The 12811-nt window shown below is 31.7% G+C and carries 10 protein-coding genes; 4 read left to right on the top strand and 6 right to left on the bottom strand.

Translation table 11 applies throughout. From position 1 onward, the window contains the following. Positions 1 to 130: 130 nt before the first annotated feature. Positions 131 to 727 carry a superoxide dismutase gene (locus tag CHRY9293_RS17665; protein ID WP_122545796.1) on the bottom strand — a complete coding sequence of 199 codons (597 nt, stop codon included), beginning with the start codon at positions 725 to 727 and terminating at the stop codon, positions 131 to 133. Positions 728 to 908: 181 nt separating this feature from the next. Beyond that, positions 909 to 2777, bottom strand: a complete 1869-nt coding sequence (gene rho, locus CHRY9293_RS17660) for a transcription termination factor Rho (protein WP_162034186.1) — start codon at positions 2775 to 2777, stop codon at positions 909 to 911. Between the two features lie 146 nt (positions 2778 to 2923). Between rho and CHRY9293_RS17655 the strand changes: the two genes are divergently transcribed. From CHRY9293_RS17655 to CHRY9293_RS17640, 4 genes are all read left to right on the top strand, one after another. Beyond that, positions 2924 to 3313 (top strand): DUF4293 family protein, encoded by a 390-nt coding sequence (locus CHRY9293_RS17655; protein ID WP_162034185.1) that lies wholly within the window; start codon positions 2924 to 2926, stop codon positions 3311 to 3313. Between the two features lie 197 nt (positions 3314 to 3510). Then, the gene (locus tag CHRY9293_RS17650) at positions 3511 to 4443 is read left to right on the top strand and encodes a M28 family metallopeptidase (RefSeq protein ID WP_162034184.1); all 933 of its coding nucleotides are present in this window, start codon (positions 3511 to 3513) and stop codon (positions 4441 to 4443) included. A 52-nt stretch (positions 4444 to 4495) separates the two neighbouring features. Then, positions 4496 to 6334, top strand: a complete 1839-nt coding sequence (locus CHRY9293_RS17645; RefSeq protein ID WP_162034183.1) for an ABC transporter ATP-binding protein — start codon at positions 4496 to 4498, stop codon at positions 6332 to 6334. Between the two features lie 15 nt (positions 6335 to 6349). Beyond that, on the top strand, positions 6350 to 6700 hold the full coding sequence (locus CHRY9293_RS17640) for a DUF1801 domain-containing protein (protein ID WP_162034182.1): 351 nt from the start codon (positions 6350 to 6352) through the stop codon (positions 6698 to 6700). An 89-nt stretch (positions 6701 to 6789) separates the two neighbouring features. On the opposite strand, the gene CHRY9293_RS17635 is transcribed toward CHRY9293_RS17640, so the two are convergent. The 4 genes from CHRY9293_RS17635 to CHRY9293_RS17620 form a co-directional block, all read right to left on the bottom strand. Then, the gene (locus tag CHRY9293_RS17635) at positions 6790 to 8391 is read right to left on the bottom strand and encodes a thiol-activated cytolysin family protein (RefSeq protein WP_162034181.1); all 1602 of its coding nucleotides are present in this window, start codon (positions 8389 to 8391) and stop codon (positions 6790 to 6792) included. A gap of 130 nt (positions 8392 to 8521) precedes the next feature. Then, complete coding sequence (locus CHRY9293_RS17630) at positions 8522 to 9805, bottom strand: LLM class flavin-dependent oxidoreductase (RefSeq protein WP_228455589.1); 1284 nt, start codon at positions 9803 to 9805, stop codon at positions 8522 to 8524. After that, a complete protein-coding gene (locus CHRY9293_RS17625; RefSeq protein ID WP_162034180.1) occupies positions 9798 to 10538 on the bottom strand; it encodes an adenylate/guanylate cyclase domain-containing protein in 741 nt (246 codons plus the stop codon). Before CHRY9293_RS17625 ends, CHRY9293_RS17630 begins: the two co-directional genes overlap by 8 nt. Positions 10539 to 10642: 104 nt before the next feature. Beyond that, positions 10643 to 11620: a protein-glutamine glutaminase gene (locus tag CHRY9293_RS17620; protein ID WP_162034179.1), complete on the bottom strand. Its 978-nt coding sequence runs from the start codon at positions 11618 to 11620 to the stop codon at positions 10643 to 10645. Between the last annotated feature and the right edge of the window lie 1191 nt (positions 11621 to 12811).

The raw sequence follows: 12811 nt of genomic DNA, 5'->3' as shown, positions 1-12811 counted from the left end.
AACAAGATTGTGTAAAAATAAAAACCTATAAAAACAAAGATATTTGTCGGACTAGCCCGACAAATATCTCATAAAATATTAGTATTTTTAACCTAATAATCTGTAACGCTTATTTAGGACTAGTCAAAAATTATTTATTATATAATTCCTCAACTTTGTCCCAATTTACTACCTCAAAAAAAGCGGTAACATAATCAGGTCTTCTATTTTGATAATTCAAATAATAAGCATGCTCCCAAACATCCAATCCTAAAACAGGAGTTCCTTTAACATCCGCAACCGGCATTAGTGGATTATCTTGGTTTGGAGTAGAAGATACAGATACTGAACCATCATTATTTTTAATTAGCCAAGCCCAACCTGATCCAAATCTTGTTTTAGCAGCTTCAGAAAAGTCGGTTTTGAATTTATCAAATCCCCCGTAGTTTTCAATAGCAGCCTTTACATTTCCTACAGGCTCTTTACTACCACCTGGAGTCAAAATTTCCCAAAATAGAGTATGATTAAAATGTCCTCCCCCATTATTTCTTACTGCAGGCTTATCTGTTCCCGTTTTGCAAACCTCCTCAATAGTTTTACCGGCCAACTCAGTCCCTTCGATAGCTTTATTCAAATTATCAACATAAGCCTGATGATGTTTAGTATGGTGGATTTCCATTGTTTTTGCATCGATAGTAGGCTCTAATGCCTCGTAAGCATATCCTAGTTTTGGTAATTCAAATGACATAATTTTTATTTTTAAATGTTATGAATCCAAATTTAGCCAATATTTCACCTATTTTCAAAAACGAAGATTACTTTAATAAATCTTTAACATTGATATATTACATTCAAAATCTCATTATGATTAGAAACTAAAAAAGCACAAACTCTTATAAATCTGTGCTTTTTAGGTAACAATATTAAATTTATTTATTCATTGACATTAGGAATTCTTCATTATTTAGAGTTCCTTTAATGTTTTTATCAACAAATTCCATCGCTTCTACAGGATTCATTTCGGAAAGATACTTTCTTAAAATCCACATTCTCTGCGAAGTAACTTCATCAAGCAAAAGATCATCCCTACGTGTACTTGAAGAAACAAGATCTATAGCAGGGTAAATTCTCTTATTAGCAATCTTTCTATCTAGTTGAAGCTCCATATTACCGGTTCCTTTGAACTCTTCAAAAATTACCTCATCCATTTTAGATCCTGTATCAATAAGAGCCGTAGCAATTATTGTTAAAGAACCCCCTCCTTCAATTTTTCTTGCTGCTCCGAAAAACCTTTTGGGTCTGTGAAGCGCATTTGCGTCAACCCCACCTGATAGAACTTTACCAGATGCTGGAGTTACGGTATTATATGCTCTTGCCAATCTCGTAATAGAGTCTAATAAAATCACGACATCATGCCCACATTCTACCATCCTTTGAGCTTTAGCCAAAACAAGATTAGCTACTTTAACATGCTTTTCTGCTGCTTCATCAAAGGTAGAAGCAATTACTTCTGCATTTACGCTTCTTTCCATATCAGTAACTTCCTCAGGACGTTCATCAATTAAAAGAACCATCATATATACTTCAGGATGATTGGCTGCAATAGAATTGGCAATATCCTTTAGTAACATTGTTTTACCTGTTTTAGGTTGAGCAACAATCATTGCTCTTTGCCCTTTTCCAATAGGAGCGAACAGATCCACGACTCTTGTAGAAATAGTAGACCCCTTCCCTGCTAAGTTGAATTTCTCTTCAGGAAAAAGTGGCGTTAAATATTCAAAAGCTACACGATCCTTAATAAAAGCTAAATCACGACCGTTAACTTCAGTTGGTTTTAATAATGAAAAATATTTTTCTCCCTCCTTAGGCAATCTTACAATACCTTTAACAGTATCTCCTGTTTTTAACCCAAAATTTCTGATTTGAGCTGTAGAAACATACACATCATCTGGTGAAGATATATAGCTAAAATCTGATGATCGTAAAAAGCCATAATTATCTGGTAAAATTTCTAAAACGCCCTCAATACTGACCATACCATCAAAATTAAAATCTTTCTTAGATTCTGGATGCTCTTCTGGTTTGTCAGAATGTTGCTTATTTTGATTCTGGTTGGGGTTCTGATTTGGGTTTTGATTTCTATGTTGATTTCCGTTCCCATTATTATGCGGATGATTTTGCCTTTGGGGCTTAGCCTGAGGTTGCTGGGTCTGAGGTTGTTGAATTTGAGGTTGTTGAGTCTGAGCCTGTGGTTGTTGCTGGACTGGATTCGGCTTCTCCTCAACTGGAGCCGGTTCCTGAGATTCTTTATTTTTCGGTGCCTCTACTTTCTTTTCAAGAGTTTCCGTATCATTTGTACTGTTTCCTACAACTCTTTTCCTTTTTTTCTTGGCTGCCGAAGGTGTTTCAGTTATTTCTGCTACAGCGGCAGGTTCTTCTTTTATTTTGACCTTCTCCGGTTTAGGTTCTTCAGAAATAGATATTTTCTCTTCCACTTTAGGCTTTGGAGCCGCAGGTGTTTTTACTTCAGCCTTAGGTTTTGCTGGAGTCTTTTTAGTTACTGTTTTTTTAGCAGGAGCCTTTACAGGCTTTTCTACTTGTTTTTCTTCAGTATTCATATTGGATTCTGTGGCGGTGAAATAATCTTTTGCAACTTTAGGATTAGAAGCCTGAAAGTCAAGAATGGCAAAGATTTTATCGTTTTCATTGCTATTTCTTGCAACTTTAACGCCCAAATCTTTCAAGATTTTTGTCAACTCCGTTACAGATTTTGACCTTAACGTTTCAATGTTAAACATATTTTATGTAAAAATGTAATTAATTGTGAATAAGAAAAGTAAGTCCGGTGACTTTGGTTTTCAAGTATACATTGTATAATGCAAATCTACACTTATTTTTGAATTGTGCAAAATTTATATTATTTTTGCCAAGAATTTAATATTCAATGCTACAGAGAATACAGACCATATGGACTTTTTTAGCAGTATTAGCTGCTGTGTTTCTTTTTGTTTCAGGACAAGATGTTGCTCAATTTGGGAACATATCTGTTGTGAACATAGGCTGTATTATCCTTGTTTTAGTTGGACTATTAAGTATTTTTAGCTTTAAAAACAGAAAAAGACAAATTTTGCTGAATACAGTCAGCATCATTATAAACGCTTTGTTGATGGGTGTATTGATTTACTGGTTACTCAACTTATCCGGAGGAATACAATTTCCTGAGAAGGGTATTGAGCCCATTTTTTCATTGATTGCGATTATTTGCTTGATTATTTCAAACATTTACATCAAAAAGGATGAAAGGCTCGTAAAATCTGTAGACAGACTTCGATAACCACACAACGATTTTTTGAGTGAGAACAGCTTCTTTTTAGAGGCTGTTTTTTTTATTTTCCTTATATTACACTCTTATAACTTAACTTATATAAAATATGAGGAGTAGGTGAAATCCATATAAAATCCACAACAATATTATTTTATGAAATATTTCCGTTATAACTACAACAGATTATCTATAAATTTTTATACAAAATGAAAAAACAATCTACTTTTCTTACTTTTCTTTTCTCCTTTTTCTCAATATGCTCTTTTTCCCAAGAAATCTCCAAAGAAAGAGTTCAGACTATACTTTCCACACTGGTCTCAGATAATATGAAAGGAAGAGAGATAGGAACACCTGAAAATGAAAATGCGGCGAATTATATTTCCACAGTTTTTAAAGAAAATAATTTAGAATATTGCACGGGAAATTCTTATTTGATTCCTTTTGACTATAAAGGGCAAATTGCTTATAACGTCTGCGGAATAAAAAAAGGAAAAACCGATAAAGTTTTAGGATTTTCAGGACACTTTGATCATATTGGGACTAGTGATAATGACGGAGATAATATCTACAATGGAGCAGATGACGATGCCAGTGGAATTACCACTTTAATTGGTATTGCTGAATATTTTAAAAATAAAAATCCAGAATTTTCTATGGTTTTCATCGCATTTAATGGTGAAGAAAAAGGAATGTTAGGGTCAAGTGCTATTATAGAAAATAAAGGCTTAGAGAAAATTTATAATAATCTAATCGCTCTTTTCAATTTTGAAATGGTTGCTACCGAATCTCAGTTTGGAAAAAATGCTTTATATATGACTGGGGATGAGTTTTCAGATTTGGGTGAACTTTTTAACAAATATGCAGCTAATAACTTAAAAATAAATAATGATCCCTATCCTACTGAACAATTATTTTATAGATCGGACAACGTAAGTTTTGTAAGAAAAAAAATTATTGCTCATTCATTTTCAACAGTTGACATGACAAAAGCTACTCATTATCATAATGAAAGTGATGATATTCACATTGTAGATTTTGATAATCTTACCCAAATCATTAATAATTTCGGAAAGACTTTGGAAAAATTGAGCCCTAAGAATTTTGCTCCAAAATATAATGATAAAGTAAAATTCAATTAGAAACGTCTTATCATTTAAATTACGTAATTTTGCTATCCAATTTTTTCATTGAATGAATCAATATATTAAAATATTAAAATTTGCAAAACCTCATCAGAAATACATCTATGGAAGTTTATTTTTCAATATTATGTATTCTGTATTTCAGATTGCTTCATTAGGTACCATTTTACCCGTCTTGGGAATGCTTTTTGGTACAATTACACCACAAGAATATAAGTCTGCTCCTGTTTATTCGGGAGATATTATAGATCTTTTTTCTTATCTGAAAGATTATTCCAACTACTATGTACAAACTTTGGTGGCTGAGTATGGTTCACTTAAAGTATTAGCATGGCTTTGTATTATTACATCGTTTATGTTTTTTTTAAGAAATGCGTTTCGATATTTTGGTTCTTTTTTATTGATCAATTATCGTGTGGGGGTTACAAAAGACCTTCGTGGTGCGATGTATAATAAAATACTGTCTCTACCGGTTTCCTTTTTTACAGAACGAAGAAAGGGAGATCTTATGTCTCGTATGTCAAATGATGTAGGTGAAGTAGAAGGTAATATATTAGGAAGTTTGATAGAGCTTATCAATGCTCCCTTTATGCTCATTAGCACATTAGTTACTTTATTCTTTTTAAGTCCGGAAATGACTCTTTTTTCTCTTTTAGTATTGCCTGTTATGGGGACTATGATTGCATTGGTAGGAAAAAGTCTGAAAAAAGATTCCCATGAAGCTCAAAACGAAATGGGTACTATATTTTCCATTGTAGATGAAACATTAAAATCATCAAAAGTTATCAAGATTTTCAATGCAGAAAAAATCCTGAATACCAGATTTACGAATTCGATGCAAAAATGGATAAATAGCTCAATCAATCTAGGAAGAAAAAAAGAACTAGCATCTCCGATGAGCGAATTTTTAGGATCTATTACTTTCTTAATTATAGCTTGGTATGGAGGAAAACAAATTATTGTAGAACAATCCATTTCTCCCGCTGATTTCTTAGTTTTCTTAGGAATGTTTTTTCAAATTTTACCTCCTGCAAAAAGCTTATCAGCCTCTATAGGAAATGTTCAGAAAGGAGAAGCTTCTTTGGCAAGAGTAATGGAGATTCTTGAGGCAGATGTAAAAATTGACGAAGTTACAAACCCCGTTTCAATCTCTACCCTTAATAATCAAATTGAATTTAATAATATCGGTTTTTATTATGATAAAGACCATACTATTCTTAAAAACTTCTCTATCTCTATACCCAAAGGTAAAACAGTGGCTCTTGTTGGACAAAGTGGAAGTGGTAAAACAACCATTGCGAACCTGTTAGCTAGATTTTATGATGTTTCGGAAGGTGAAATCTTGATCGATGGAATCAACATTAGGAATTTAAAATTAAAGGAATACAGACAACTGCTTGGGATGGTAACCCAAGAATCGGTTTTATTTAATGATTCAGTTTACAATAATATTTTAATGGGTAAACCAGATGCTACAAAAGAAGAAGTAATTGCTGCCGCTAAAGTTGCCAATGCTGATGCTTTTATATCTCAGCTTCCTGAAGGATATTCAACCAATATTGGAGATGACGGAAATAAACTTTCCGGAGGACAGAAACAGAGAGTTTCTATAGCAAGGGCTGTATTAAAAAATCCACCCATTATGATTTTAGATGAAGCTACTTCAGCATTAGATACAGAATCGGAAAGGTTTGTTCAGGATGCTTTAGAAAAGATGATGGAAAACAGAACTTCTTTGGTTATTGCTCACAGATTGTCAACTATCCAAAAAGCAGACTGGATTATTGTTATGGAAAAAGGAGATATTGTAGAACAAGGAACACATCATGAACTTATTGCCAAAAAGGGAATGTACAACAAACTGGTTGAATTACAAAATTTTGATTAATTCAAATCTAATATAATGAATCCAATACAAGAGTATTTCTACAGAATTGAAGAACCTGAAAGAAGTACTCTTTTATTTTTGAGGAAAACAATTCTGGAATCTGACATTGAAAATATTACGGAAACCTTTAGTTTTGGGCTTCCCTTTTTTAAGTACAAAAAGAAAATGCTTTGCTATATGTACTATAGCAAAAAATACCAACAACATTACATCAGTTTTTACCACGGAGATCGATTAACTCATCCCGAACTTATTTCTGATGGTCGAAAGAAATTCAAAATATTTTTAATTGATATGGAAAAGGATATACCAATATCATTGATTCTATTTTATATTTCTCAAGTGAAACAACATATCAAAACATAGATACACATCAATTGTTGTATTAATATATAAATAAAAGCTCACAAATAAATTTATTTGTGAGCCTTATCATCTAATTAAAAAATCCTATACTATTTTATATCAATTACAAGAGCATTATTTTCTAAATCTATTATTGAAATCAACTGAGCACTTGGCCCATCTCCATTCTGATTAATTCCATCTTTATCATAAGCAGTCTCTGCAATTGTTTTACTTATTTCTTGATATTTATCAAATAGTGCTATTACAGTACGATATCCAATTCTTTGACTTTGGTATTTAATTTGGGGGTTTCTAGTATCAAAATCCCTATCAATAAAATCAATATCATCACTTGAACATCCGTTGTTAAGATCAATTTGTTTCAATGGGCTTCCATTATAAATAAATTGTTTACGGTTTACATCAAAATAAAATGTGATAAACTCGCCTTTAATAAGATCCCATTTTTCACTCCGCCCATCTTTAGTTTTAATAGTCAAAGGAATAGAAGCTGTATAATTATTTTTTACAATCAATTTGTATTGATTATCTGAACATTCCTGATAGGTATCAATGCCTCTCACATGCTTTGTAACAGGAAGATTAAATATAGACTTAGCTGTATTTAAAGCTGTATAATGAATGATAGCACCCATATTTGCTCTTGAAACTTCTGCCCCTTTATGCATAAAATCTTGAACTTGACTAAAGTTTTTCGCCATAGCGCTCAAGCTTGCACACATTCCATCTGTAGCATTTCCTCCAATTTGTTTTGCATATACCCTTGTATTCTCCATGACATTTTTATATTTTGAGTTAAAGTCTCCACTCAAAAAACCTGTCGGAGCACGATATAATGCTTCAAGGGCTGCTGACAATTCACTAGCACTCGCTGAAGATTCATAAATTAAGGTATATAGCCTACCATATGTGACTGTTTCAATCACCACAGGAGGTTCCATGTCTCCATCAGTATAATTTTTAATCCATCCTTTTGCTCCCGAAAGAGACGTTTTATCGGCATCAACTGAAAAAGTAAAGAAAACTTGCTTCAATGTAACAGCGTAATACGTTTTATTTTTATCAAAGGTAAAACCAAATTTCCCACTTATATTCCCTAAGATTCCAGTATATCCTATATTTAATGCCGTTTCTAATTGTTTATTACTATAAGCTCTTTGGATACTAACTTCATAATTGGCCGCAAAACTAGTATTGGCTTTTTCATACTTTAAGAGTAAATTTCCTAATGCTCTTTGAGCATTACTTGCCGTTGCTTCAATAGTTTCACCTCCTCCATTATCTCCAAATAAAGGCCCGTCTATTTTCACTGTTATTTCGTTTCTCTCTCCTCCTGTTGGAAATACGGCCATGTTTTCGGATAAGAAAGTATTTTTTTGGATAAGATTTCCGGGCCATAATAAATGATTTCTTGTAGTAAAACGCGTAAATTCATTATAATTTTTATCATAATCAATTTTTTTGGTTTCACAACTTTTAGTATGTCCAGAAGAAGCTCCAGAAGAAAATCTACTTATCGTTGTTATTCTATTTATTAATGGACTAGCCGGGCCATCATATATACCCATTCTGGATTTAGCAGTCAGTGAGTTTTGGCTATTATTCGTGTTTTCTTCAGAAAGCACATCATTATTACAGCTTGATAATATAGCCATTGACATTATCGCTATTAAAATTTTCATTTTCATCTCTAGTACTCTTTATACTTATTCAATTTTATTTTAAAAACTTATAAGAGATCTTCCAATTATTCCTTCAGATAATTGACATAGGAAAACTCAAAGTAGTTAATATTTATTTTTGATTTAGAAGAGTATATTATGCTTCAAACCTCTCCCTAAGTGTCCGTTCAGTGTATTCTTTTCTGAATAATCCTCTTTTTTGTAGTATGGGAATAACATGTTCAACCATATCTTCTAATCCTGTGGGAAAAGAATCAAAATTTAGATTAAATCCATCTGCTGCACCTCCTTTAAACCACGTCTCCATATCATCAGCAATCATGTCTGGTGTTCCAACTATAGTTCTAATCATGCCAAAATTATTCAGAATTAATTCACGAACTGTTAAATTTTCCTTGCGGGCAAGCCCTACGATTTGCGTTCTAAAGCCATTTGAAATAATATCTTTAGAAGCTTTTTCAATGAGATCATAAGGAAGTAATTCATTTAATTTAAGTTCACTAGGTTCAATTCCTAATTGTCTCCCTAATGTAATAATATCCACATCTAAGTTTCTCAGATTATCCATTTTTTCTTTCCTTTCTTTGGCTTCCGCTAAAGTAGATCCTATGATAGGATAAAGTCCTGGTAATATTTTTAAAGAATCTCGAGAACGATTTTTTAGAATTACCATTGATTTCAAATTTTCATAAAAAATTTTCGCCTCTTGAAAAGAATTTTGAGCATTGAACACAACATCAGCAAATTTTGCAGCCAATTCCAATCCTTCCTGAGACGCTCCTGACTGTACCATAACAGGTTTACCTTGAGGACTACGTGGAACATTCAGAGGACCTGCAACATTATAATAGTTTCCCTCGTGATTTATACTTTTAACTTTTGATACATCCACAAAGACCCCATTTTCGGCATCTGCAATAAGTGCATCCTCACTCCAACTATCATTCAGTTTTGTCACTACTTCTATAAATTCTTCTGCTCGTTCATATCGCTTTTTAGAGCTAGGAAGTTCTATTTTCCCAAAGTTTTTTGCAGCCATTGGATTGTATGAAGTAACCGCATTCCATCCTATTCTTCCATGGCTTAAGTGATCTAATGTTATTAGTTGTCTAGCTAATATAAAAGGATCACTAAATGTTGTAGATATTGTAGATATCAGCCCTATATATTCTGTTACTTTTAATATTGATGCGGAAACAATTAAAGGATCTAACATTTGAGACGGACCTTGTGCATGACCATGTAAAGACAAAGAATCTGAAAAAAACACAGCATCAAACATTCCTCGTTCAGCAATTATTGCGGTTTCCTCATAAAATTGAGGGTTAATAAAAGCTTTAGGATCTTCGTTTGTACGCCAGGCAGCTGGGTTTTGCCCTACGCCCACAATATGGCAATTAAGATGCATTTTTTTACTCATATAAATAGACATTTTCATTTTTTAAAAAATTTTCAACATTTTTTGACAGTTTTATCAAATTCCGACCTTTACTTAATTTTGAGGCTTCCCAGACACATTCTCCAATAACCTCAGTATGAAACTTGTCTATAACTTTAACAATAGATTTCCCGTAAGAGATACCAATTCCAATTTCCAATGGGGTAACTCCATATCTCTGCCCTAGAACTTCATTAAAGATGACCATTGTTTCATTAATACATGTTTTTGCTGCTTTATAAACGCTTAATATTTCTTGAGATATTTCTTTTGAATCGACTTTAAATAAAACTAATATCCCATCTCCAAGCAGTTTCACTGCCTGTCGTCCTTCTTTTTCTAATACCGTATATGCTATGGACTGAAGCAATGTAGATGTGATATAAAATACTTTTTGAAGCCCATTTTCTATATGATGATCATTATAAGATATCTTGAATAATGAAGTAGATTCTCTGATATCTACTACAAAGGCAATGAAGTCACCAACATATATATTCCCGTCTTCAATAACCGAAAAGCCTGGAATAATAGAGTTGTTACTTCGAACTTTTAAGGAATCTGAGTAAGTATTTGTAATGGATGATAATAAACATTCATTACCACCTTCTTGAAATAATTCGTCTCTTATAATATTCCAATCTCTTTCTGCATCATCAAAAAGACGATTGATAAACTCTCTCATTTTTTTATTTTTACCATTTTTTATCTTCATAGACTGCATAATTAGACAGCTAAATTCAATTAACTTTAGATATTATTTTACTATTGACACGCTTTACATGGTACAGACAACTACCATCACTATAAATTCCTATATTATAACAGCCTATTACACGATGCTAAATCTGCTGGGGCTCTTTGAGTTCCTGAATACCCTCTAAGTTTACTTAATGTACAATTCGTTTTATTATAATGTATGTCCATTGTTTTTATTCTACCATCCAAAGATCTATAATAGATCCAACTAGGTGTAGTAGCACGACTTGTAACATGGACATATCCACAACTTCTATTCATACAAGCATTTTCCCACTCTCTTATTGAAACAAGCTTATTAGGGAATAAAGAAGGATCCACTACTGCTTTAACTTTCTTATTATAGTTATTGATATATGTAACCAATACAGCAACATGATATCCCCAACTGATGCACCCTTTTCCATCCAATGTTCTTGCCCTAAGATTTCCATACACCCATTGCTTTTCACTACTATATCCATTTTCTTCTAAAAGTTGTTTGATTTTATGTGCACGAGCATAGCAACCATCAACACCATAATTAAAGTTTGCACAAGGAGAAGATGGATGCAACCCGTTACAAGAATTATTTTTAATTTTTATAAATAAACTTCTGAGCTTGCCTTCATTTTCAATTACATTTTTAAAATATGTATTGCGCTTCTCCCTAATTGTTTGATTTTCCATCAAAGACGTCCTAAATGCCCTTGATTCTTCATCCGATAATTTCTCTACTTTAACAATTTCATTCGAATTGTTTCTCAAGTAGATATGAATTGTTGATTCTTTATTTACAGCCTCTTCAAGTAAAGCAATAAATTCTTTATTACTTTCATTCAATTTTATAGTGTACAATTGAGCACTATAAATAAATCCGACATTAATATGATCATTTTCCTTTTCTATACTTACGGGAATCGTCTTACCAAAGTCTTCTACGACATATGTTCCTGTTTTTGATTCTAAAGCTGGATTCATTTCTCTGCTTGATTCAGAACAAGCAGTAACCGCTAGCATTGTAATACATATTAATGCTAATAAAAATTTATTTTTCATTCTATTAAAGTATTATGGGCAAAGCGCCCCGTTTTAAAGTAAATTAATTGCTATAACCAGAGCTATCCCTTTGAAAGTTTTTGAGTGTACACCTAGATCTCTATTAGTTATTGTATAATCATATTTTTTATAATTGATTTTAATTAGACTAAATCAAAACTGAAAATTGAAAATATTATCACACCTCAATTATAATAGCTAATTGAAGTAATAATTTCAAAATAATGTAAATGTTTAAAAATAAAAAGCTACTCCAATTTAAATTTCATTGAAGTATGATGTAAATAATTTAATAAAGTAATTATTTATCAGTCCAAAGATCCCTAGGGTAAAATCAATAATTCAAAAAACTATTGTTTATATTTTGATTAATAAATCACTTATACAGATAAAAATATAAATATTTCCATCAATTAAAGCATTACAATCTTACTCATATTAAAAAAAAGAAAATTGGAAAATAATTTGTTATTGATAGTTGTTAATATATTATTCTCTAAAAAGAATCCTTATCCCAAATTAAAAACAATAATTAATTAAAAAACTAGTATTGATAGATATTTTAAAATTCATTAGTTGTAAAATAAATTTTAAAGTAAGTAGTATCTAATACTTACAGATTCGAAATAATTTGCTTTCTTCATTTAAATTTTCATTCATTGTGATGCAAAGAAACGATAAGTATTTTATGACACCAAACTGAAAAAGAATAAAAATCAAAAAAATGACTAAAGTCATAAAATAATAATAATTCAACAATAAAAGAAATAAAAAAACATTAACAATACAAAATAAAATCAGGTTAATACTACAATCGACAAAAACACTCAAACACCCTTATATAAAGCATATATACTATCACAAAATGGAGATTTATAATGTCATTTAAATTAATCAATCATAGTAAATTTAATTTGAACGGTCAATAGAAATACTCCTATACTTATAACCAGTATAGGAGCTTTACTCTTTTTCTACATTAATTATCCACAGTGACATCAAACCAAAAAAATAAAAAAGCGGTGTTAAAGGTAAAACATTTTAGGGTATTCAGAATGATCACTTGGTAGTGTCTCACTAACTGTGTAAGTTAAAAAGTTATTCTGGAAAATTTAGAGCTCTTACAGCTCAAGAAATTTTTCGGAAATAACTTTTTATTATTTTTAACCATTACATAGTTATGATTGACAA

The sequence above is a fragment of the Chryseobacterium potabilaquae genome (assembly GCF_902728265.1).
Lineage (GTDB): Bacteria > Bacteroidota > Bacteroidia > Flavobacteriales > Weeksellaceae > Chryseobacterium > Chryseobacterium potabilaquae.
The sequence above is the reverse complement of the archived record's forward strand: the minus strand, read 5'-3'. Positions and strand labels throughout refer to the sequence as shown.

Bases quoted from the DNA above. Each gene is read 5' to 3' on its own strand.
- CHRY9293_RS17665 (WP_122545796.1), bottom strand. From the start codon at position 727: ATGTCATTTGAATTACCAAAACTAGGATATGCTTACGAGGCATTAGAG.
- rho (WP_162034186.1), bottom strand. From the start codon at position 2,777: ATGTTTAACATTGAAACGTTAAGGTCAAAATCTGTAACGGAGTTGACA.
- CHRY9293_RS17655 (WP_162034185.1), top strand. From the start codon at position 2,924: ATGCTACAGAGAATACAGACCATATGGACTTTTTTAGCAGTATTAGCT.
- CHRY9293_RS17650 (WP_162034184.1), top strand. From the start codon at position 3,511: ATGAAAAAACAATCTACTTTTCTTACTTTTCTTTTCTCCTTTTTCTCA.
- CHRY9293_RS17645 (WP_162034183.1), top strand. From the start codon at position 4,496: ATGAATCAATATATTAAAATATTAAAATTTGCAAAACCTCATCAGAAA.
- CHRY9293_RS17640 (WP_162034182.1), top strand. From the start codon at position 6,350: ATGAATCCAATACAAGAGTATTTCTACAGAATTGAAGAACCTGAAAGA.
- CHRY9293_RS17635 (WP_162034181.1), bottom strand. From the start codon at position 8,391: ATGAAAATGAAAATTTTAATAGCGATAATGTCAATGGCTATATTATCA.
- CHRY9293_RS17630 (WP_228455589.1), bottom strand. From the start codon at position 9,805: ATGAGTAAAAAAATGCATCTTAATTGCCATATTGTGGGCGTAGGGCAA.
- CHRY9293_RS17625 (WP_162034180.1), bottom strand. From the start codon at position 10,538: ATGAAGATAAAAAATGGTAAAAATAAAAAAATGAGAGAGTTTATCAAT.
- CHRY9293_RS17620 (WP_162034179.1), bottom strand. From the start codon at position 11,620: ATGAAAAATAAATTTTTATTAGCATTAATATGTATTACAATGCTAGCG.